The organism is Cupriavidus sp. L7L, assembly GCF_004353535.1.
Lineage (GTDB): Bacteria > Pseudomonadota > Gammaproteobacteria > Burkholderiales > Burkholderiaceae > Cupriavidus > Cupriavidus oxalaticus_A.
This window is the reverse complement of the sequence record NZ_SMNY01000002.1, coordinates 24,503-44,211: the sequence shown is the minus strand read 5'-3', so window position 1 is coordinate 44,211 and position 19,709 is coordinate 24,503. Positions and strand designations below refer to the sequence as shown.

General features: G+C 67.3%; 21 protein-coding genes, 1 tRNA gene, 1 pseudogene and 1 riboswitch. Of the genes and pseudogenes, 13 read left to right on the top strand and 10 right to left on the bottom strand.

All coding sequences use genetic code 11. The features are described 5' to 3' along the window. Position 1: 1 nt before the first annotated feature. From E1J61_RS01545 to E1J61_RS01530, 4 genes are read right to left on the bottom strand one after another with little or no spacing between them, the layout of a single operon-like run. Positions 2-436 carry a type IV pilin protein gene (locus tag E1J61_RS01545; RefSeq protein WP_133092428.1) on the bottom strand — a complete coding sequence of 145 codons (435 nt, stop codon included), beginning with the start codon at positions 434-436 and terminating at the stop codon, positions 2-4. Next, positions 433-2,238, bottom strand: coding sequence for a PilC/PilY family type IV pilus protein (locus tag E1J61_RS01540; protein WP_133092427.1), 1,806 nt, complete (start codon positions 2,236-2,238; stop codon positions 433-435). The genes E1J61_RS01545 and E1J61_RS01540 overlap by 4 nt, the downstream gene beginning before the upstream one ends. Then, positions 2,235-2,777 carry a pilus assembly protein gene (locus E1J61_RS01535; RefSeq protein WP_133092426.1) on the bottom strand — a complete coding sequence of 181 codons (543 nt, stop codon included), beginning with the start codon at positions 2,775-2,777 and terminating at the stop codon, positions 2,235-2,237. Before E1J61_RS01535 ends, E1J61_RS01540 begins: the two co-directional genes overlap by 4 nt. An 11-nt stretch (positions 2,778-2,788) precedes the next feature. Next, the gene (locus E1J61_RS01530) at positions 2,789-3,676 is read right to left on the bottom strand and encodes a PilW family protein (protein WP_133092425.1); all 888 of its coding nucleotides are present in this window, start codon (positions 3,674-3,676) and stop codon (positions 2,789-2,791) included. Positions 3,677-4,200: 524 nt separating this feature from the next. Between E1J61_RS01530 and E1J61_RS01525 the strand changes: the two genes are divergently transcribed. Continuing rightward, the gene (locus E1J61_RS01525) at positions 4,201-4,494 is read left to right on the top strand and encodes a type IV pilin protein (protein WP_165971401.1); all 294 of its coding nucleotides are present in this window, start codon (positions 4,201-4,203) and stop codon (positions 4,492-4,494) included. A 43-nt stretch (positions 4,495-4,537) separates the two neighbouring features. Here the strand turns inward: E1J61_RS01525 and nrdR are convergent, their stop codons facing one another. Together nrdR and glyA are read right to left on the bottom strand one after the other, a co-directional pair. After that, positions 4,538-5,002 carry a transcriptional regulator NrdR gene (nrdR, locus tag E1J61_RS01520; RefSeq protein WP_133092423.1) on the bottom strand — a complete coding sequence of 155 codons (465 nt, stop codon included), beginning with the start codon at positions 5,000-5,002 and terminating at the stop codon, positions 4,538-4,540. Positions 5,003-5,155: 153 nt separating this feature from the next. Then, positions 5,156-6,403, bottom strand: coding sequence for a serine hydroxymethyltransferase (gene glyA, locus E1J61_RS01515; protein WP_133092422.1), 1,248 nt, complete (start codon positions 6,401-6,403; stop codon positions 5,156-5,158). 133 nt (positions 6,404-6,536) lie between these two features. After that, a riboswitch (ZMP/ZTP riboswitch) is annotated at positions 6,537-6,638 on the bottom strand. A 154-nt stretch (positions 6,639-6,792) separates the two neighbouring features. Between glyA and ybgC the strand changes: the two genes are divergently transcribed. The 11 genes and pseudogenes from ybgC to E1J61_RS01460 form a co-directional block, all read left to right on the top strand. Next, entirely contained in the window at positions 6,793-7,197 is a 405-nt protein-coding gene (gene ybgC, locus E1J61_RS01510; RefSeq protein WP_029045460.1) for a tol-pal system-associated acyl-CoA thioesterase, read from the top strand. Next, the gene (tolQ, locus tag E1J61_RS01505) at positions 7,194-7,877 is read left to right on the top strand and encodes a protein TolQ (protein WP_195427295.1); all 684 of its coding nucleotides are present in this window, start codon (positions 7,194-7,196) and stop codon (positions 7,875-7,877) included. The genes ybgC and tolQ overlap by 4 nt, the downstream gene beginning before the upstream one ends. A 64-nt stretch (positions 7,878-7,941) precedes the next feature. Continuing rightward, positions 7,942-8,385, top strand: coding sequence for a protein TolR (gene tolR / locus E1J61_RS01500; protein ID WP_029045462.1), 444 nt, complete (start codon positions 7,942-7,944; stop codon positions 8,383-8,385). 81 nt (positions 8,386-8,466) lie between these two features. Then, positions 8,467-9,540, top strand: a complete 1,074-nt coding sequence (tolA, locus tag E1J61_RS01495) for a cell envelope integrity protein TolA (protein ID WP_133092421.1) — start codon at positions 8,467-8,469, stop codon at positions 9,538-9,540. A 206-nt stretch (positions 9,541-9,746) separates the two neighbouring features. Then, complete coding sequence (gene tolB / locus E1J61_RS01490) at positions 9,747-11,099, top strand: Tol-Pal system beta propeller repeat protein TolB (protein ID WP_133092420.1); 1,353 nt, start codon at positions 9,747-9,749, stop codon at positions 11,097-11,099. Between the two features lie 15 nt (positions 11,100-11,114). Continuing rightward, on the top strand, positions 11,115-11,621 hold the full coding sequence (gene pal, locus E1J61_RS01485; protein WP_133092419.1) for a peptidoglycan-associated lipoprotein Pal: 507 nt from the start codon (positions 11,115-11,117) through the stop codon (positions 11,619-11,621). A gap of 18 nt (positions 11,622-11,639) precedes the next feature. Beyond that, positions 11,640-12,398 carry a tol-pal system protein YbgF gene (gene ybgF, locus E1J61_RS01480; RefSeq protein WP_133092418.1) on the top strand — a complete coding sequence of 253 codons (759 nt, stop codon included), beginning with the start codon at positions 11,640-11,642 and terminating at the stop codon, positions 12,396-12,398. Between the two features lie 136 nt (positions 12,399-12,534). Then, complete coding sequence (queC, locus tag E1J61_RS01475; RefSeq protein ID WP_133092417.1) at positions 12,535-13,218, top strand: 7-cyano-7-deazaguanine synthase QueC; 684 nt, start codon at positions 12,535-12,537, stop codon at positions 13,216-13,218. Positions 13,219-13,263: 45 nt separating this feature from the next. Beyond that, entirely contained in the window at positions 13,264-14,379 is a 1,116-nt protein-coding gene (locus tag E1J61_RS01470) for a YeeE/YedE family protein (protein WP_133092416.1), read from the top strand. A gap of 58 nt (positions 14,380-14,437) precedes the next feature. Beyond that, a tRNA-Lys gene (locus E1J61_RS01465) sits at positions 14,438-14,513 on the top strand. 243 nt (positions 14,514-14,756) lie between these two features. Continuing rightward, positions 14,757-15,879: pseudogene (locus tag E1J61_RS01460) on the top strand (EAL domain-containing protein); the annotation flags it as partial. A 15-nt stretch (positions 15,880-15,894) separates the two neighbouring features. Here the strand turns inward: E1J61_RS01460 and E1J61_RS01455 are convergent. From E1J61_RS01455 to E1J61_RS01445, 3 genes are all read right to left on the bottom strand, one after another. Continuing rightward, positions 15,895-16,431 carry a DUF3318 domain-containing protein gene (locus E1J61_RS01455; RefSeq protein ID WP_133092415.1) on the bottom strand — a complete coding sequence of 179 codons (537 nt, stop codon included), beginning with the start codon at positions 16,429-16,431 and terminating at the stop codon, positions 15,895-15,897. Further along, the gene (locus E1J61_RS01450; RefSeq protein ID WP_133092414.1) at positions 16,428-16,808 is read right to left on the bottom strand and encodes a phage holin family protein; all 381 of its coding nucleotides are present in this window, start codon (positions 16,806-16,808) and stop codon (positions 16,428-16,430) included. The genes E1J61_RS01455 and E1J61_RS01450 overlap by 4 nt, the downstream gene beginning before the upstream one ends. 172 nt (positions 16,809-16,980) lie before the next feature. Beyond that, positions 16,981-17,307 carry a YqjD family protein gene (locus tag E1J61_RS01445; RefSeq protein WP_010813729.1) on the bottom strand — a complete coding sequence of 109 codons (327 nt, stop codon included), beginning with the start codon at positions 17,305-17,307 and terminating at the stop codon, positions 16,981-16,983. A 251-nt stretch (positions 17,308-17,558) separates the two neighbouring features. Between E1J61_RS01445 and E1J61_RS01440 the strand changes: the two genes are divergently transcribed. Then, positions 17,559-18,200, top strand: a complete 642-nt coding sequence (locus E1J61_RS01440; RefSeq protein WP_133092413.1) for a peroxiredoxin — start codon at positions 17,559-17,561, stop codon at positions 18,198-18,200. 163 nt (positions 18,201-18,363) lie between these two features. Here the strand turns inward: E1J61_RS01440 and E1J61_RS01435 are convergent, their stop codons facing one another. Beyond that, entirely contained in the window at positions 18,364-19,557 is a 1,194-nt protein-coding gene (locus E1J61_RS01435) for an acyl-CoA dehydrogenase (protein ID WP_063240480.1), read from the bottom strand. Positions 19,558-19,709: the final 152 nt, after the last annotated feature.

Here is a 19,709-nt window from a genome sequence, read left to right as displayed (position 1 = left end):
CTCAGCACTCTGCCGGCAACGGGCCTGGCCGGTCCGCGTTCTCCGGCCAGGACAGCCACTGGCCGGTGCTGCGCAGGATCAGGACGCCGCACTGCCGGTCGGGCTGGCGCGGCGTGGCGCGCAGTTCGACGCAGGTGTCCAGGCTCGCCGCCGGGCAGGGCGCTGCCGAAATGACATGCCGTGCCTGGCCGGTTGCCGGCACCGGGCGCGGCCAGTCGCCGGCCACGGTGTCGCCTCCGGGCTGCGTGGCGAAGCTCATGGCTCCCGCGGCGTGCCGTTCCAGCTCCAGCAAGGCAGAGGCCAGTTCGGCGCGTGCCTGGGCGCGCCAGCCGCGCCGGAGATGCTCGTGCCAGGCGGGCACGGCAAGCGAAGCCAGCAGCGCGGCGATCACCACTACGGCCATGAGCTCGATCAGGGAAAAGCCGCGCGGACTCATGGTGCCGTCTCCTTGGCCGGACCCGCCAGTTCGCGCCATGCCAGCCGGCCGGTGCGACGGCTTGCCACCACGTGTGCAAGGCGCGTTGCCACACCGTTCTCCACTGCCCATAGCGCCAGCGCGTGGACCTCGCGGCCGGCACTGCCGGCCTGGGGTGTCATCCCCGGCAGGGTTTCACGGGTGAAGATCGGCGGGCCTTCGCTGACTTGCCCGGTGACAAAGGGAAGCACCGGCGCGCCGTCCGTCTTGCGGCCGACTGACTCGCCAGTGGCACCCAGCACGAGGTAGCTCCGCTGCCTGCCGTCCGGCAGCCGTGTCACGACGACGAGGTAGCCCGGCGAGGCCAGGCTGACGCGCTCGATCTGTTCGTCGGCATCGGGCAGGACGAGGTGCCAGCCAACCGTTTGCGCCGACGGCCTCTGGCCCGGTGCGGCCTGGAGGACAAAGCCGGCGCCTTGTGCGCGCACTTCGATGCTGGCGGGCTGGCTGGCGGCATGGGTGCCATCGGCTACGGCGGCCAGTTCGTTGCCGGCCGCATAGACCACCAGCGGTTGCGCCGGCGTGCCCAGCACCACCGGCGGGGCCGGCTCGGCAAGGTCGACCCCGCCGCGCAGGCGATACAGGCAGGTGGCCGGCGGCGCAGGCTGCTGCCGCAGGACATCGCCCAGCGCAAAACGCCACAGCTGGCCGTCGGCATCGGTGGCGTACGCAGCCAGCGCAGTGCCGTCGAACGCCTTTGCCACGGTCACGGCGCGCAGCGCGGCCGCCGATGGCTTGCCGTCGCAGCCTTGCCCGGCCACGCGCAGCATGCGCCATGGCGCCGCTGGCGTGTCGAGCGGCAGCAGCGCAAGCCCGGGCTCCGCCGGTGGTGCCAGCAGTGCGATGGCATGCCAGCGCGGCGCCTGGCTGTCGCTTAGCGCGGCCACGCGAACCGGCCCGATGCCGGCAAGCGGCAAGGCCGGCGTGGCCGCCTGTTCCCACAGCAACCGCAATGGCAGCGCGGCGTCTGGTTCGGTGATGTCTAGTGCAAACACCCCGGCAATGTCCTCCGGCCCGCCGCGGAACGCGCACAGCAGCAGCGTGCGCCAGGCACCGCCGACGACGGCGTCGGTGCTTTCGGGGCGGGGGCAGGGATTGGGCGCGACCGGGGCCCTGGACTCGGCCATGGCGGCGGCAAGCGGCAGCAACGTGCGCGGCAGGTAGACGGCACGCTCCTCGCCGGTGAGGGCATCGAAGCCGTGCAGCTGGCCATCGACGGTGCCGAGCCATGCCATGTGCGGCCGCTGTGCATGGCGCACGCGGAAGGGAGCATGGCCAGGCTGTCCCGGCTGCCACGCCGGCGGCGCGACCACCAGCACGCGCGCGCCGCGCGCGCTGGCCAGCCGCGTCTCGCGCGGGCGCAGCGCGGGATTGGCATTGTCGCCGCGCAGCCAGGCCAGTTGCTGGACGTCGAGTCGCTCGCGCGTGGCATCGTCCAGGTCGGGCCATTGGAGCGCCACCAGCCGCTCCGGCTGGAGCATGGACGCCGGGAGCGAGGTGTAGATCCTGCGCGATGGGAGTTGCCTGGCATCCAGCAAGGCACCCGCTTCCCACAGGCCCGACAGTGGCTGGCGATCGTCGGTGCCGACGAGCGACGCTTGCCAGCCGACTGCGCGCAACCGGCCAGTCCAGGATTTTGCGCCGGGTTCGATCTGGTAAGCGAGCGGGAGCTGGCCGGCAGTGCTGTCGTTGCCGGCCGCAACCGCCAGGACAGGCAGCAGCGCGAGCACGCAGGCAAGCATAAGGGCGGCGCGTAGGTTCATGGCTGCACGATGCTCTGCACGACGGCCCGTACCGCGGGCGAGCGGCCGAAGCCGACGGCGGTGATGCGCAGCCGCGGCAAGGCCGGCCGGCCTTCGTCAGGCATGGGGCCGTCGTCGAGCAGCTCGGCAACGTAACGCGGCGCCGTAAAAGAACCTGCAAAGGCTTCCGGCACGATGGCAACGCCGCTTGCCGGCACGCCAATCGCAAGGTCCGTAGCCAGGCCATGCAGCCACGGCTGCCATACCGGCGTGCGCGCGTGCGCAGTGTTGCACAGCGCCGCCTGCGCGCCGCGACCGCATTCGCCCGCGGCGGGCCACTGGCCGAAGCGGTCGTCACTGCCACCGGCGGCGGCGAGCAGTTCCGCCTCCGCCTCGAGCAGGGCGGCTTCTGCTGCCCGGAACGCGATCTCGCGATCGCGGCCGGCGGCCGCCAGTTGCCGGCCTGCCAAAAGCATTTGCAGCATGGCCGCCGCGGTGGCGGCGACCAGCAGCAGCATCGTCGCCGCGAACAGCAGCGTGATGCCGCCGGCCTGCGTCATCGCGTGCGGCCTCAGCATAGTGTCTCCTCGCAGCGCAGGGCGTTGCGCAGGCGGACCGTCGTGGCGAACACGCGCCGGTTGGCGCGGTGCGTGTCGACCGGCGCTGCCTGCAGGTCGGCCAGGGCATCGTCAGCGCGCGCGCTCACGGCAGCGTCACGGGCAGCGCCGCGCTGCTCGCCCTGCAGCGCAAGCGCGATCTGCACCGCCAGTACGCGCTGCCATGCGTGCGCCCCCATGGCCTGGACCCGTGCCGCTGGCAGGAACGCATCTGGCTGACGGTCGCCATCCATGTCCACCCCGAAGCGCAGTTGCAGCGAGGCGACGCCACGGACCAGTGCCCCCGAAGTCCAGCCCTGTCCGTCGACCTGGCCATTGCGGCGGGACGGATAGCGGCACAGCAGTTGCGGCTCGCCGTCCGTGGCGGCGGCTATATAGAGCATGTTCGCCGCGACAAAACCCGTGGCGCCTTCGGCCCCCGCCATCCGTGCCGCCAGCGGATACCCGCTGCAATCGATCATCGTCTCGTCAGGCTGGCTCGGATCGCCGGGCTGGCCCTGGCCGCTGAACCGCACCAGCAGCACATCGCTGTTCGCGACGCCGTGGCGGGTGCACGTCGGCACTTCGGCGATGCCCGGCTGCCCGCAGTCGTCGGCACCGCTGACGGCGGGCGGCGCCGACGCGTCGAGTGTGCCGGCATGCCAGCCGGCCTGGCGCAGCAGCGCGCTCAGGATGGCGAGCGCGCGCTGGCCGCGTTCTTCCAGCAGTACGCGCTCCGCCGCGCTGCGGTAGGCGGACAGTGCCACCTGCCACGCCGCCGTGGCGACGGCGGCGACAATGAGCCCGAGCGCCAGGCCGACCATGGCTTCGGTCAGCGAAAAGCCCTGGCCATGGCGGCGCATCGGAAGCGCTCGTATCGGAAGCGCTCTCATGGCAGCCCCGCGCCGGCACGGTTCAGAGGCAGTCCGGCCGGCCATGGCGCCAGTTCGGCCGACTCTGCCGTCCTGCGCGTGTCATGGCTAGCCTGATCCAGCGCTCGCTGCCAGCCGAGTCCCGTCGGCCCCAGGATTGCGAGCGATGCCAGGCCGGCGGTGAAGATCGCCAGCCCGCAGAGCGATTCGAACAGGATGTATCCGCGGATGGCGCCACGTGGAGGCAGGCAACGAGGAAGACAACGAAGCAGGCAACGAAGCAGGCGGCAGGGCAGGGCGAAGAGATGGTGCATGGCGCGCGGCGTCAGGGCATTTCGGGACCTCTACCGTATCCCGCCGCTGCCGTGCGCTTTGTAGACGCCTGATATGAATGCGCAAAATTTGGTAAGACCGCGATGAACCGGTCGCCAGCGCGACCACGGGCGATGTCATCAGCGTGATGGAAAAGGGCAATATCTGGGTTCCGTAGCCGCCGCGTGCGGACCATGGGCGGCATGACGCTGATCGGGCTGATGGTCGCGGTATCGATCCTCGGCATCCTCGCCGCGATCGCCATCCCCAACTGCACCGAGCATGTGCGGCGCGGCTACCGCACCGATGCGCGCGGCATGATGACCGAGGCGGCGCAGCAGCTGGAGCGCTTCCGCTCGGTCAACGGGCGCGATGACCAGGATACGGCCGGGGCGGCGTTTGCCTTGCCGGCAGCGTTGCGCACCTCGCCGCGCGACGGCAACCGGGTGCGCTACAACATCTCGCTGGTGGCCAGTTCGCTGACGGCGAACGGCTAAGTGCTGCAAGACTGCTGGGAACGTTGACGATGGGGCAGGGCGCTCAGCGCTTGCTGTTGCCCGCGGTCACTTCGGCGAGCACATCGGAGAATTCGGAAACATCCTCGAAACTCCGGTACACCGACGCAAACCGGATATACGCGATCTTGTCGAGCTTGCGCAGCTCGCGCATCACCAGCTCGCCGACCTGGCTGCTGGGGATTTCCTTCTCGCCCAGCGACAGCAGTCTTTCCTCGATGCGGGTGATGGCTTCATCGATGGCCTCGGCCGAGACCGGGCGCTTGCGCAGCGCCAGGCGCATCGAATCCTTCAGCTTGGCGCGCGCGTAGTCGACGCGCGAACCGTTTTTCTTGACGATGGCGGGAAAGAACAGCTCGATCCGCTCATAGGTGGTGAAGCGGCGGTCGCAGGACTCGCAGCGCCGGCGCCGGCGCACGGCATCGCCGTCTTCCGACATGCGCGTGTCGAGCACCTGGGTATTGGAATGACCGCAAAAGGGGCATTTCATGCCGGACCACCTTCAGTTGAATTCCGTCGCCTGTTCCGCATGGATGTCCTGCGCAGGCGGGCGGGTTGGCGAGGCCCGCAAGCCGGACCGCCTGCGTGTGGCAGGGCGCGGCTTGCGGGGCTGCCGGCCACCCTCGCGGGTGGCCTGGAAGCATCAGCCGTAGACCGGGAAACGCTTGGTCAGGGCAGCCACCTGCTCGCGCACGCTGGCGATGTTGGCGGCGTCGTGCGGGTTCTCCAGCACGTCGGCGATCAGGTTGCCGACGATGCGGGCTTCTTCTTCCTTGAAGCCGCGCGTGGTCATGGCCGGCGAGCCCAGGCGCACGCCTGAGGTCACGAACGGCTTTTCCGGATCGTTCGGGATGGCGTTCTTGTTGACGGTGATGTGCGCCTCGCCCAGGATGCGTTCGGCGTCCTTGCCGGTGATGTGCTTGGCGCGCAGGTCGACCAGCATCACGTGGCTTTCGGTGCGGCCGGAGACAATTCGCAGGCCGCGCGCGATCAGGGTCTCGGCCAGCACGGCGGCGTTCTTCACCACTTGCTGCTGGTATTCCTTGAACTCGGGGGTCAGTGCTTCCTTGAACGCCACCGCCTTGCCGGCGATCACGTGCATCAGCGGGCCGCCCTGGATGCCGGGGAAGATCGCCGAGTTGATGGCCTTCTCATGCTCGGCCTTCATCAGGATCACGCCGCCGCGCGGGCCGCGCAGGCTCTTGTGCGTGGTGGTGGTGACGAAGTCGGCGTGCGGCACCGGGTTCGGGTAGACGCCTGCGGCGATCAGGCCAGCGTAGTGGGCCATGTCGACCATGAAGTAGGCACCGATCGACTTGGCGACCTTGCTGATGCGCTCGAAGTCGATGCGCAGCGCGAAGGCCGAGGCGCCGGCGATGATCAGCTTGGGCTTCTTCTCTTGCGCGAGCTTTTCCAGCGCGTCGTAGTCGATGTCTTCCTGGGCGTTCAGGCCGTAGCTGACCACGTTGAACCACTTGCCGCTCATGTTGAGCGCCATGCCGTGGGTAAGGTGGCCGCCTTCGGCCAGGCTCATGCCCATGATGGTGTCGCCCGGCTTGAGCATGGCGAAGTACACGCCCTGGTTGGCCTGCGAGCCCGAGTTGGGCTGCACGTTGGCGGCCTCGGCGCCGAACAGCTGCTTGACGCGGTCGATGGCCAGCTGCTCGACCATGTCGACAAACTCGCAGCCACCGTAGTAGCGCTTGCCGGGATAGCCCTCGGCATACTTGTTGGTCAGTTGCGAACCCTGCGCGGCCATCACGGCCGGCGAGGTGTAGTTTTCGGAGGCGATCAGCTCGATGTGGTCTTCCTGGCGCTGGTTTTCCTTCTGGATGGCGGCAAAGACCTCAGGGTCGATCTGGTCGATCGTGAAACGGCTGCGTTCGAACATGGCGAGACTCGTCTGAAAAAAGGGAATCCGATTCAAGCATCGGGGGCATCGGTTAGGGCGCGCGGGGAAGGCTAGCGGCGACCGGCGCCGGCGGCACTTTGCAGCCGTCGGCGCAGGGCGCACCCTGCTTCCCATTCGCTGCCCAGGCGAGCGGCAGGCGTGTGAAACAACACGCCAGAGAACTTGCGCTTCCTCGTGGTAGTGCCCACTGACTTCGCCAGTCGCGCAAGATGGAATGGTTGCGCGCAGTGTAGCGCGTAGAGTGCGCCCGCCGCAAGCCGTCAACCCGCCAGCCAAGGCTGGTCAAGGGCTGGCCAGCAACTTGCTGTTGCAAACTCGTACTGCGGGTTTACACGAAACCGCGTTCGCTCTCCGTTACAATCGCGGCCATGACAAACTTTGTCTGGACCCTGCGGGTGTACTGGGAAGACACCGACGCGGGCGGCGTAGTGTTCTACGCCAACTACCTCAAGTTCTTCGAACGGGCCCGCACCGAGTGGCTGCGTTCGCTCGGTATCGAGCAGCAGGCGCTGGCCGATGAGGCCGGCGTGGTCTTCATCGTCCGTAGCACGGCGGTGGACTACAATGCGCCCGCCCGCCTCGATGACCAGCTCGAGATCCGCACGCGCATCGACCGGGTCGGCCCGGCCTCGGTCCAGTTCACGCAGGAAGCCTGGCGTGACGAGCTGATGCTTGCATCCGGCGCCATCCGCGTCGGATGTGTTGATCGAAGCACTTTTCGTCCCGCCCCGATTCCCGCCCCCGTCCTAGCTACCATCAAGTCCGCCCGATGAATCCCGTGACCGTCACGCAAGACATGTCGATCGTAACGCTGGTGCTCCACGCCAGCCTGCTGGCACAGGCCGTCATGGCGCTGTTGCTCGTCATGTCGCTGTTTTCGTGGACCTATATCTTCCGCAAGCACCTGGCGTTGCGCTCGGCGCGCACCCAGACCGAAGGGTTCGAGCGCGACTTCTGGGCCGGCGGCGACCTGCAGGCGCTCTATAACAGTGCCGTCAATAACCGCCACAACACCGGCGCGCTCGAGCGGATCTTTGAATCCGGCATGGGCGAGTTCCTGAAGGCGCGCGAGCGCGGCAACGATTCCGGCGCGCTGCTCGACGCGGCCCGCCGCGCCATGCGTGCCGCCTACCAGCGCGAGATGGACGTGCTCGAGTCGCACCTGCCGTTCCTGGCCTCGGTGGGCTCGGTCAGCCCGTATATCGGCCTGTTCGGCACCGTGTGGGGGATCATGAACGCATTCCGCGGCCTGTCGAATGTGCAGCAGGCCACGCTGGCATCGGTGGCCCCCGGCATTGCCGAAGCGCTGGTGGCCACCGCGATCGGCCTGTTCGCGGCGATCCCGGCGGTGATCGCGTATAACCGCTATGCCACCGAAATCGACCGCCTGGCGATCCGTTTCGAAAGCTTCATGGAAGAGTTCCTGAACATCCTGCAACGGCAGGCGCGCTAACCGAATCCAAGACGGGGAGTCCGGGTGAGCGGCCCGGGCTCCCGTCGTTTCAAGGAGTCCTGCAATGGCAGCCATTCAGCGCCGCGGCGGTTCGCGCCGCCGGGCAAGCGCCGACATCAACGTCGTGCCCTATATCGACGTCATGCTCGTGCTGCTGGTCATCTTCATGGTGGCAGCGCCGATCGTGAGCCCCGCCACCGTGGACCTGCCCACCGTGGCCAACGCCACGCCGCAGCAGAAGGCGCCGCCGATCGTCGTCACCGTGCACGAGAACGGCGACCTGACCGCGCGCGGCAAGGACAACGCCGGCAATGCCTTCGAGCGCAAGCTCGACAAGCAGGGCCTGCTCGATTTCGTGCACCAGCGCCAGAACGAGAACCCGGACCAGCCGGTGGTGATCGCCGCCGACCGTTCGGTGAAGTACGAAGCCGTGCTCGATGTCATGTCGGTCCTGAAGGCCGACGGCATCAAGCGCGTGGGCCTGATGGTCAAGTCCAAGACTTCCTGACGCGTTGAACCCGCGTTGAACCCGTATTGAAGCCGCATTGATGCGCCCGACTGACAGCCATTGCGATTGCCGTTGCGCCCGATGAATACCGTCGCCGCCTATCCCTACCAGCCGGTGAAAGAGCGGGGAACCATGCGTTCCTTCGTGCTCGCGCTCGTCATGCACCTGCTGCTGGGCATCGTGCTGTATTACGGCGTGCACTGGCAGAGCAGCACGCCGGTCGGCGCCGAGGCCGAGCTGTGGGAAGAGGTTCCCGCCGCCACCGCGCCGCCACCGCCGCCGCGCGAACCTGAGCCCGAGCCGGTGGTGCAGCCGCGCCCGGTGCCGGCACCGCCGGCGCCGCAGGTGAAGAGCAAGGTCGAGGAAGACGCCGACATCGCGCTCGAGAAGAAGAAGCGGCAGGCCGAGGCCGCAGCGCGCGAGGAAGCCGAGCGCAAGGAAACGGCCCGCAAGGAGGCCGAACGCAAGGAAGCGGCGCGCAAGGAAGAAGCCCGGAAGGAAGAAGCGCGGAAGGAAGAAGCTCGCAAGGACGCGGCGCGCAAGGAAGCCGAGCGCAAGGAGGCTGAGCGCAAGGAAGCGCAGCGCAAGGAAGACGCGAAGAAAAAGGCCGCGCAGCAGGAGCAGGATCGCAAGGAACAGGCCGAGCGCGAGCGCAAGGAAGCCGCCGACGCCAAGGCCAGGGCCCAGGCGGACGCCAAGGCGAAAGCCCAGGCCGAGGCGAAGGCCAAGGCACAGGCCGATGCCAAGGCCAAGGCACAGTCCGAGGCGGCCGCCAATGCACAGCGCAAGAGCGAACTGGCGCGCCTGCAGGCGCTGGCCGGCGGCGGCGCCGGCGGTGGTGGCGTTGGCAGCACGACCGGCGCGGGCGCCGGCGGCGGCGGCAAGGCCTCGCCGGGCTATGCCGACCGCGTGCGCCGCCGGGTGAAGCCCAACATCGTGTTCACCGAAGACGTACCAGGCAACCCCAGCGCGGTGGTATCGGTGCGGCTGGCGCCGGATGGCTCGCTGATGTCGGCGCGGCTGTCCAAGTCCAGCGGCAATTCGTCATGGGACAATGCCGTGCTGCGCGCGGTCGAACGTTCCGATCCGCTGCCGCGCGACGAGGACGGCAAGGCGCCGTCCAGCTTTACCATCACCTTCCGGCCGAAGGACTGAGTGACCGGTGCGCCATGATTTGCAACATAATGCAAACTTCATCGCCGGCTTTCAGTCCCATCGCTACGATGGCAGGTTGCCTGACGCAGCCGGCAGTGTGCAGACCGCACGCACAACGGGGATGCGCCATGCGCGGTCCTGCCCGTGTTGCCGTCTGCCTGATTCCTGCCGTGCCCGACGAATCTTGAAATCGACTGAGGAGCAGCATGCGAAAGCTTTGGGCCCCCAACTGGCTGTCCGAGAGGCGGCACCATGCAAACCAACGAGCCGCCCGCCGGGCGGGACGCCGCGCGCTGATGGCGTGGCTGGCCGCGGCACTGACCGTGGCGGCCGGCGCCGCGCACGCGCAGCTTAACGTTGAGATCTCCGGGGTTGGCTCGAGCCAGATCCCGGTTGCCACCGCCAATTTCCAGGGCGAGGCCCAGGCCCCGCAGAACCTGACCGCGATCATCCGCGCCGACCTGGCGCGCAGCGGCCGCCTGCGCAATGTCGACCCCGGCGGCGCCACGGTCGCGGAATCCGCCAATGTCGACCTGGGCAGCTGGAAGTCGCGCGGCGCCGACGCCTTCGTGGCCGGCAGCGTGACCCCCGCCGCGGGTGGCCAGTACGAGGTGCGTTTCCGCCTGTACGACACGGTCAAGGGCCAGAGCCTGGGCGGGCTGGCCTTCACGGTCAACCAGGGCCAGCTGCGCGTGACCGCGCACAAGATCGCCGACTACATCTACGAGAAGCTGCTGGGCGAGCGCGGCGTGTTTGCCACGCGCCTGTCGTACGTGTCCAAGGTGGGCGGCAAGTACCAGCTGCTGATCTCGGACTCGGACGGCCAGAACTCGCAGGTGGCGCTGACCAGCAACGAGCCGATCATCTCGCCGTCGTGGTCGCCGGACGGCCGCCGCGTGGCCTATGTCTCGTTCGAAGCCAAGAAGCCGGTGGTGTACGTGCACGACCTGGCCAGCGGCAAGCGCACGCTGGTATCGAACCAGAAGGGCAACAACAGCGCGCCGTCGTGGTCGCCTGACGGCCAGCGCCTGGCACTGGCGCTGTCGCGCGACGGCAATACCCAGATCTACCAGGTGAACGCCGACGGTTCAGGCATCCGCCGCCTGTCGCGCAGCAGCGCCATCGACACCGAGCCGCAGTACTCGCCCGACGGCCGCAGCATCTACTTCACCAGCGACCGCGGCGGTGCGCCGCAGGTCTATCGCATGCCCGCGGGCGGCGAAGAGGCCGGCGCGGCGCAGCGTGTCACCTTCAAGGGCAGCTACAACGTAAGCCCGCGCATCTCGCCGGACGGCAAGTACCTGGCGTACATCTCGCGCGCGGGCGGCTTCAAGCTGCAACTGCAGGACCTGAGCAACGGCGACGTGACGTCGCTGACGGATACGGCCAACGATGAGGCCCCGAGCTTCGCCGCCAACGGCAAGTACATTCTCTATGCCACCCGTGTGGGCGGTCGCGCGGTGCTGGCGGCGGTGTCCACTGACGGGCGTACCCGGCAGGTTCTGTCCCTCCAGTCCGGCGATGTTCGCGAGCCGTCCTGGGGTCCTTTCATGCAATAACAGGAGTCATTCACCATGCCTCAACTGATGACCAAAACCCTTGCCGTCGCTGCACTGCTGGCCCTGGGCGCCTGCAGCTCCGGCGTCAAGCTGGACGACACCGCCAACGGCGCCGGCAAGGCCGGCACGGGGGCGGACCCGCGCGCCGTCACGCCGGTGACCGCCGCCGATCCGCTGAACGACCCGAACAGCCCGCTGGCCAAGCGCAGCGTGTACTTCGACTTCGACAGCTACACGGTCAAGTCCGACTACCAGGGCATGCTGACCGAGCACGCCAAGTACCTGGGCAGCAACAAGGGCCGCAAGATCCTGATCCAGGGCAACACCGACGAGCGTGGCACCAGCGAGTACAACCTGGCGCTGGGCCAGAAGCGCGCGGAAGCCGTGCGCCGTTCGCTGGCCTCGATGGGCGTACCCGACGGCCAGATGGAAGCCGTGAGCCTGGGCAAGGAAAAGCCCAAGGCCAGCGGCCACGATGAAGCCTCGTGGGCGGAAAACCGCCGCGCGGACATCAACTACTGATCTGCGGACTGACCCTCCATGAAAGCACGCGTTTCCACCCTGTTGTGGCTTGCCGCCGTCGCCGGCGGCGGCATGCTCCCGCTCGCGCAGGCGCATGCCGGTGTGTTCGACGATGACGAGGCACGCAAGGCGGTCATCGGCCTGCGCGACCAGTTCAACGGTTTCCAGGCGACCGCCACGCAGCGCATCGAGCAGAACAGCCGCACCACGCTCGAGATGCAGAACCAGCTCGAGGGCATGCGCCAGGAAGTGGCGCGGCTGCGCGGCCAGAATGAAGTGCTGCAGAACACGGTGGACACGCTGCAGAAGCAGCAGAAGGACTACTACGCCGACCTCGATGCGCGCCTGAAGAAATTCGAGCCGCAACAGGTCACGGTCGAGGGCCGCGAAGGCGTGTCGCAGCCGGGCGAAAAGCCCGAATACGATGCCGCGCTCAAGCAGTTCCAGGCGGGCGACTTCAAGAGCGCCGGGAATTCGTTCTCGGCGTTCGTGAAGAAGTACCCGCAGAGCCCGTACCTGCCGCTGGCGCAGTACTGGCTCGGTAACTCGCTGTATGCGCAGCGCGACTACAAGGGGTCCACCTTCGTGCTGCAGAACATGGTCAACGCCAACCCGACGCACCCCAAGGTGCCGGACGCGATGATCGCCATTGCCAACAACCAGCTCGAGTCCGGCCAGAAGGCGGCCGCGCGCAAGACGCTGGAGCAGGTGGTGGCAAAGTACCCGGGCACCGAAGGCGCGCAGGCGGCGAACAACCGGCTGAAGACGCTCAAGTAAGCGTCGTCGGCGGCGCGCCGACCGCTGCTGCAAGGCTCGCCAAGGTTCGCTCTGGCGGGCCTTTTTCGTTTGTCGCGCTAGAATATGCGATTCGCCTGAATGTTCTTGCGCGCCGCCCCCGGTGCGCCCCCGCACCATGACCAAACGCGCCATCGTCCTGCTTTCCGGCGGACTCGACTCCGCCACCGTACTTGCCATGGCCCGCGCCCAGGGTTTCGAGACCTATGCGCTGTCGATGCGCTATGGCCAGCGCCATTCTTCCGAGCTGGAGGCCGCGAAGCGCGTGGCCGCGGCGCTGGGCGCTACCCGCCACGAAATCGTCGACCTCGACCTGCGCCGCTTCGGCGGTTCGGCGCTGACCGACGACGCGCTGGAAGTGCCGACCGACGGCGCCACCGGCGGCATCCCCGTCACCTATGTGCCGGCGCGCAATACCATCATGCTGTCGCTGGCGCTCGGCTGGGCCGAGGCCGTGGGCGGGCGCGACCTGTTCTTCGGCGCCAATGCGGTGGACTACTCCGGCTATCCCGATTGCCGGCCCGAGTACGTCGCCGCCTACGAAACCCTGGCCAACCTTGCCACCAAGGCGGGCGTCGAGGGCGACCGCTTCCGCGTGCACGCACCCATCATCGACATGACCAAGGCCGAGATCATCCGCGCCGGCATCGGCCTGGGCGTCGACTACAGCCTGACGGTGTCGTGCTACCAGGCCGACGACGACGGCCGCGCCTGCGGCGTGTGCGACTCGTGCCGCATTCGCCGCGCCGGCTTCGAGGCCGCCGGCGTGCCCGACCCGACCCGCTACCAGGGCGCCACCTGAACATTCCGACCCGAACGCCGCCAGAAGCCGTCCCCTCCCAACGACATGCCTGAAATCGACCTTGCCGCGCTCTCGCGCACCGTGCTGCTGAGCACGTTCGTCCTGACCTTCCTGTTCGGCGCGGTGCTGCAGCGCACGCACTTCTGCACCATGGGCGCGGTCTCCGACGTGGTCAACATGGGCGACTGGACCCGCGCGCGCATGTGGGGCCTGGCGATCGGCGTGGCCATGATCGGCACCGGCGTGCTGGCCTGGACCGGCGCGGTTGATCCGACCAAGACCATCTATGCCGCCAGCAAGCTGGGCTGGCTGTCGGCGCTGGCGGGCGGGCTGATGTTCGGCTTCGGCATGGTGCTGGCATCGGGCTGCGGCAGCAAAACGCTGGTGCGCATCGGCGCGGGCAACCTCAAGTCGCTGGTGGTGTTCGTGTTCCTTGGGCTGTCGGCGTACATGACGCTGCGCGGCCTGTTCGGCGTGGTGCGCGTCAATACCGTCGACGCGGTGGCGCTCACGCTGCCGACCACGCAGGACCTGCCGTCGGTGCTGGCGCAGGGCACAGGCGTGGCGCGCGGCGCGCTGCAGCTTGGGCTCGGGCTGCTGCTGGGCGGCGTGCTGGTGGTGTGGGCGCTGGCGGGCCGCGGCTTCCGCTCGTTTGACAACCTGCTCGGCGGCATCGGCGTCGGCCTGATCATCGTGGCAATGTGGTACGTGTCCGGCCAACTGGGCTACGTCGCCGAGGATCCGAATACGCTCGAAGAACTGTTTGTGTCGACCAACTCTGGCCGCATGGAAAGCCTGAGCTTCGTCGCGCCTTACGCCTATACGCTCGACTGGCTGATGATGTTCAGCGACAAGAGCAAGGTGCTGACCATCGGCATCGTCAGCGTGTTCGGCGTGATCGCCGGCGCGGCGGTCTATGCACTGGCCACGCGCACGTTCCGCTGGGAAGGCTTCGGCAATGCCGAAGACGTGGCCAACCATATGGTCGGCGGCATTCTGATGGGCGCGGGCGGCGTGACTGCGCTGGGCTGCACGGTGGGGCAGGGGCTGTCGGGGGTGTCGACGCTGGCAATCGGGTCTTTTATCGCGCTGGCCGGGATCCTTCTGGGTGCGGTGCTGGCGTTCCGCTACCAGATGTGGCGGCTGGAACGCATGGTTTGAATCGCGAACGCTTGACAGTTTGTAATCTGCCTCACTATAATCGCGGTTCTGTTTTTTCGGGTCGTTAGCTCAGTCGGTAGAGCAGCGGACTTTTAATCCGTTGGTCGCGTGTTCGAGTCACGCACGACCCACCAGCATTCGATGACCACAAAGGCCTGCGCATTGCGTAGGCCTTTGTCGTTTTCGGGGCGCAAAACGCATCCTCCAGCTCGCCATGCCGCCGCAGCCGTCGGTGCGCAGAGTCCAGCGCAAAAACCCGGCGACACCATTGGTTTAACCAGATCGAGTTAGAGACTTGTTGTCTTATCCACACGACAATGAGCGGCGGGGACACAGGATGAACCAAGCCGGGCCAGCACCCGGCAGGATTCCATATGCGGCAAGCGGGTGAGTCGTTACCGGCCAGCGCACACGTGCTGCGCATCATCTGCTACGAGGCGCAGTTGTTTGCGGAAAAGGAGCGGGCCCAGGTCACGCTGCAGGCAATCGGCGACGCGGTGGTGACCACCGACGTATGGGGCCGCGTGCAGTCGCTCAATCCCGCCGCCGAGGCGCTGACCGGCTGGCACGAGGCCGAGGCCCTCGGGCAGCCGCTGGGCAAGGTGTGCGTGCTGCGCGAGGAAGACAGCCTGGCGCCGCTGCCCGATCTCGTCACGCTCGCGCTCAGGCAGCGCTGGTGCAACCAGGCGGCACAGCTGGTGCAGCGCGCCGCATTGGGGCATTCCGGACCGGCGCTGGCGGCAAGCCCTCGGTGGCGCTGATCCGCGACCGCGCCGCGCACGCCATTGGCGTGGTGGTGGTGCTGCACGATATCAGCCAGGAGCGCGCGCATGCCGCGCGGCTGGCGTACGAGGCCCGCCACGACAGCCTGACCGGGCTGGTCAACCGCGCCGAGTTCGAGCGCCGCGTCGACGCCGCGATCACGCGGGCGCATGCGCAAGGCGTCTCCCATACGCTGATGTACCTGGACCTCGACCAGTTCAAGGTGGCAACGACACCTGCGGCCACGCGGCCGGCGACGAGCTGATCCGCCAGATGGCCGAGGTCATGGGCAGCCAGCTGCGCCGCAGCGATACGCTGGCCATCTGCTTCGAGATCACGGAAACGGCGGCGATCGCCAACCTCGCGCAGGCGGGATCATTCATCCAGCAATTGCAGCAGCTCGGCTGCAGTTTCGCATTGGACGATTTCGGCGCAGGCATGTCGTCGTTCGCGTACCTCAAACACTTGCCGGCGGCGTACCTGAAGATCGACGGCAGCTTCGTGCGCGAGATGCTGGCCGACCCGGTCAACCTGGTGATGGTGGAGGTGATCCAGCGCATCGGCCATGCCATGGGCAAGAAGACCATCGCCGAATTCGTCGAGAGCGAGGCCATGCTGGGGCGGTTGCGCGAGCTCGGCGTCGACCTGGTGCAGGGATTCCATATCGGCCCGCCGCAGCGGTTCGCCCCATCCGGCCTGGCCGCGATGGTGCCGTCCGCGGCGGCGCGGACGGCCTGAGCGCAAACGCGAGGCTCAGGGAACGAGCGGGTCGCGGAAGCCGGTGTCGGTGGGAGGCGCGCCCGGCGTGGCGGCCGCGCCGGTGTCCGGCACGGAGGCAGGTGCGGGGGTAGGTGCGGTGGCAGGAGGGATGGCCTGCTGCTTGGCCTCACGCCAGGTGTTGTAGGCCCAGTACGCCGCGCCGGCCGCCAGGCCGACCTTGGACAGCTTCCAGGTCCAGCGCAGCACCGGCGTGCGCCGCAGCAGCGGCAGCGCCAGCGTGACGGCGGTGCTCAGCAGCGGATATTCCTTGGTGATGCCCGCCACCTTCATCCACGAGCCGGGCCGCGCGATACGCGGCAGCCAGCTGGCAATGCTGCCCAGCCGGCGCGCGCCGCCGCGTACCTGGTGCAGTGCCTGCAAGCAGTCGTGGCGTTCCAGCGCCGCGCGCGTGAGCAGCAACTCCTTGCGCACGTCGAGCGGTAAACGGACTTCCTGCGTGAAGCGGACGGGCCGCGCGTGCTCGCGGCGGTTGCGCTCGGTCGCGCCTTCGTCGGGTTCCAGGGTGGTCATCGGCGCAGGATCTCCCGGTCTTTGTCGATTTCGGCGAGCGTGGCCTCGAACATCGGCGGGGCGTTGCGCACCAGGTTGCGCGCGTACGCCAGGCAGCCGGCGCACAGCAGCAGGTAGACGACCACCAGCACGCCCAGCGCCTGCCAGCCGTAGCTGTTCCAGAACAGGATGGCGACGAGCGCGGTAAAGGTGACCAGCGCGATGCCGAAGAACACCAGCCCGAAGCAGGCCAGCAGTGCGACCTTCATCAGGCGCGTGCGTTCCTCGGCGAATTCGACGCTGGCAAGCTCCAGGCGGGTCTGGACCATCGCAACCACCGAGTTGAGGAGATTGCGCACGGATTCCAGCAGTTTGGGAGAGGGGGTGGGTTCGCTCATGGATTCGCTCGGCGGCTCCGGCGTGAAAGCGGCACGCCGGCCTGGCCGGGCGTGCCTTTCTGCGGACGGGGCCGGGCGCCGCTGTGCGGGCCCCCGGGCCACTGGCAACCCGTGCCTCGCGCAGGTTGCCGCTCTGGTGCGGCGCCTGGGGCCGCACCGGGACTTCAGCCGCTTACTTGCGGTTCAGCAGCAGACCGATCAGCAGGCCCACGCCGGCCGCCACGCCCACGGCGCGCCACGGGTGGTCGTGCACGTAGTCGTCGGTGGCGCGAGCGGCTGCCTTGCTCTTGGTCACGACGGCATCCTGCAGGTCCTGGGCCTTTTCTTTGGCTTGCTTGAGCAGACCCATGCCGCGCTCGCGCAGTTCGGCGGCTTTTTCACCGGTGGTCGAAGCGGCTTGCTTCAGCAGCTCCTCGGCGTCGGACAGTACGGTCTTGACATCGCTCATCAGTTTCTCCTGTTTGCGGGCGGTTGGTTCGGTTTGTGCGGATTCTGACATTTTCTACGCTCCGAGGCTAACGGCATTGTCTGTCTGATACTTAGCATATGTGGCGGGCGGCGGTGGTTTCAAGGCCACGTGCCTCGACGCCGGTATCGGCGGGGCCATTGCCAGCATGCCCGAAAGCGCGCGAAAAGACTGTCAGAAAATGTCTATATGACTACGAGTGATTTTGTAGTGACTTTATATTCGTTTGGGTTGGATATCAATCGGGATACTCTGGTTCCACTTCGAAATCAGGAGATCTGAACATGGCATTGCGTCTCGGCGATATCGCCCCGGACTTCGAGCAGGATTCGAGCGAAGGCCGCATCCGCTTCCATGAGTGGCTCGGCGACGGCTGGGGCGTGCTGTTCTCGCACCCGGCCGACTACACGCCGGTGTGCACCACCGAACTGGGCCTGACGGCAAAGCTGAAGGACGAATTCGCGCGCCGCGGCGTCAAGGCGATCGCGCTGTCGGTCGATGGCGTGGAATCGCACCACGGCTGGATCCGCGACATCAACGAGACCCAGTCGACCACGGTCAATTTCCCGATCCTGGCCGACGGCGACCGCAAGGTTTCGCAGCTGTACGACATGATCCATCCGAACGCCAACGAGACCCTGACGGTGCGTTCGCTGTTCATCATCGATCCGAAGAAAAAGGTGCGCCTGATCATCACCTACCCGGCCAGCACGGGGCGCAACTTCAACGAGATCCTGCGCGTCATCGATTCGCTGCAACTGACCGACAACCATAGCGTGGCCACGCCCGGCAACTGGCAGGATGGCGACGACGTGGTGATCGTGCCCTCGCTGAAGGACGAGGCCGTGCTCCGCGAGAAATTCCCGAAGGGCTATACGGCCGTGCGGCCATACCTGCGGCTGACGCCGCAACCCGGCAAGGCATGACGATCCAATGAACGCGGCCCCGCAAGTTGCGGGGCCGGCGTCCAGAACAGGTGTTTTATCGACGGGGCAGCCTCGTCGTCTCCTTGGTAGTGTGCTTGGCCCGGTTTTGCAGCCGGGCCTTTTTCATTCCGGGAGTCCTGTCCGTAAGGGCCTGGTTCCGGCTTCAGAAGAATGCCTGGAGGCCGGTCTGGGCGCGGCCCAGGATCAGCGCGTGGATGTCGTGCGTGCCTTCGTAGGTGTTGACCACTTCCAGGTTCACCACGTGGCGGATCACGCCGAACTCGTCCGAGATGCCGTTGCCGCCCAGCATGTCGCGCGCCACGCGGGCGATGTCCAGCGACTTGCCGCACGAGTTGCGCTTCATGATCGAGGTGATTTCCACCGCGGCGGTGCCTTCGTCCTTCATGCGGCCCAGGCGCAGGCAGCCTTGCAGGCCCAGCGTGATCTCGGTCTGCATGTCGGCCAGCTTCTTCTGGACCAGTTGCGTCTGGGCCAGCGGACGGCCGAACTGCTTGCGGTCCAGCGTGTACTGGCGGGCGGTATGCCAGCAGAATTCGGCGGCGCCCAGCGCGCCCCAGGCGATGCCGTAGCGGGCCGAGTTCAGGCAGGTGAACGGACCCTTCAGGCCCTTTACGCCCGGCATGATGTTCTCTTCCGGCACGAACACCTGGTCCAGCACGATTTCGCCGGTGATCGAGGTGCGCAGGCCGACCTTGCCATGGATAGCCGGTGCCGACAGGCCCTTCCAGCCCTTCTCCAGGATAAAGCCGCGGATGTCTTCCTTGCCGTCTTCGCCTTGCAGCTTGGCCCAGACCACAAATACGTCGGCGATCGGCGAGTTGGTGATCCACATCTTGGCGCCGGTCAGCTCATAGCCGCCGTCGACCTTCTTGGCGCGGGTGACCATCGAGCCCGGGTCGGAGCCGTGGTTCGGCTCGGTCAGGCCAAAGCAGCCGATCCACTCGCCGGTGGCCAGCTTGGGCAGGTACTTCTGCTTCTGCGCTTCGGTGCCGAATTCATAGATCGGCACCATCACCAGCGACGACTGCACGCTCATCATCGAGCGGTAGCCCGAATCGACGCGCTCGACTTCACGGGCGATCAGGCCGTAGCTGACGTAGTTCAGGCCGGGGCCACCGTATTGCTCGGGGATGGTCGGGCCGAGCAGGCCCAGTTCGCCCATCTCGCGGAAGATCTCGACGTCGGTCTTCTCGTTGCGGAACGACTGCAGCACGCGCGGCATCAGCTTGTCCTGGCAGTACGCCGCGGAGGCGTCACGCACGGCGCGTTCGTCGGCGGTCAGTTGCTGGTCGAGCAGCAGGGGATCGGCCCAGTGGAATTCGGCGTTGGCAGCCATGCAGGTCTCCTTCGGTGGCGCGGTGGAAGCGGGGCGACTGGCGCGGTGCTTCCGGAGTATCGGGTTCGGTGGTTCGTGCGGAGGATTTTTGGTTCCGCATTGCGGAACTGTGTTCCGTTGAATTAGTATATCGCAATGGGTTTGCCGTGCAA

Excerpts from the sequence above, each read along its gene's own strand:
- nrdR (WP_133092423.1), bottom strand. The coding sequence starts at position 5,002 with ATGAAATGCCCCTTTTGCGGTCATTCCAATACCCAGGTGCTCGACACG.
- tolB (WP_133092420.1), top strand. The coding sequence starts at position 9,747 with ATGCGAAAGCTTTGGGCCCCCAACTGGCTGTCCGAGAGGCGGCACCAT.
- E1J61_RS01535 (WP_133092426.1), bottom strand. The coding sequence starts at position 2,777 with ATGACGCAGGCCGGCGGCATCACGCTGCTGTTCGCGGCGACGATGCTG.
- glyA (WP_133092422.1), bottom strand. The coding sequence starts at position 6,403 with ATGTTCGAACGCAGCCGTTTCACGATCGACCAGATCGACCCTGAGGTC.
- ybgF (WP_133092418.1), top strand. The coding sequence starts at position 11,640 with ATGAAAGCACGCGTTTCCACCCTGTTGTGGCTTGCCGCCGTCGCCGGC.
- tolQ (WP_195427295.1), top strand. The coding sequence starts at position 7,194 with ATGAATCCCGTGACCGTCACGCAAGACATGTCGATCGTAACGCTGGTG.
- E1J61_RS01530 (WP_133092425.1), bottom strand. The coding sequence starts at position 3,676 with ATGCGCCGCCATGGCCAGGGCTTTTCGCTGACCGAAGCCATGGTCGGC.
- E1J61_RS01440 (WP_133092413.1), top strand. The coding sequence starts at position 17,559 with ATGGCATTGCGTCTCGGCGATATCGCCCCGGACTTCGAGCAGGATTCG.
- E1J61_RS01545 (WP_133092428.1), bottom strand. The coding sequence starts at position 436 with ATGAGTCCGCGCGGCTTTTCCCTGATCGAGCTCATGGCCGTAGTGGTG.
- E1J61_RS01445 (WP_010813729.1), bottom strand. The coding sequence starts at position 17,307 with ATGTCAGAATCCGCACAAACCGAACCAACCGCCCGCAAACAGGAGAAA.
- E1J61_RS01455 (WP_133092415.1), bottom strand. The coding sequence starts at position 16,431 with ATGACCACCCTGGAACCCGACGAAGGCGCGACCGAGCGCAACCGCCGC.
- tolR (WP_029045462.1), top strand. The coding sequence starts at position 7,942 with ATGGCAGCCATTCAGCGCCGCGGCGGTTCGCGCCGCCGGGCAAGCGCC.
- E1J61_RS01525 (WP_165971401.1), top strand. The coding sequence starts at position 4,201 with ATGACGCTGATCGGGCTGATGGTCGCGGTATCGATCCTCGGCATCCTC.
- E1J61_RS01435 (WP_063240480.1), bottom strand. The coding sequence starts at position 19,557 with ATGGCTGCCAACGCCGAATTCCACTGGGCCGATCCCCTGCTGCTCGAC.
- E1J61_RS01470 (WP_133092416.1), top strand. The coding sequence starts at position 13,264 with ATGCCTGAAATCGACCTTGCCGCGCTCTCGCGCACCGTGCTGCTGAGC.
- pal (WP_133092419.1), top strand. The coding sequence starts at position 11,115 with ATGCCTCAACTGATGACCAAAACCCTTGCCGTCGCTGCACTGCTGGCC.
- ybgC (WP_029045460.1), top strand. The coding sequence starts at position 6,793 with ATGACAAACTTTGTCTGGACCCTGCGGGTGTACTGGGAAGACACCGAC.
- E1J61_RS01450 (WP_133092414.1), bottom strand. The coding sequence starts at position 16,808 with ATGAGCGAACCCACCCCCTCTCCCAAACTGCTGGAATCCGTGCGCAAT.
- tolA (WP_133092421.1), top strand. The coding sequence starts at position 8,467 with ATGAATACCGTCGCCGCCTATCCCTACCAGCCGGTGAAAGAGCGGGGA.
- E1J61_RS01540 (WP_133092427.1), bottom strand. The coding sequence starts at position 2,238 with ATGAACCTACGCGCCGCCCTTATGCTTGCCTGCGTGCTCGCGCTGCTG.
- queC (WP_133092417.1), top strand. The coding sequence starts at position 12,535 with ATGACCAAACGCGCCATCGTCCTGCTTTCCGGCGGACTCGACTCCGCC.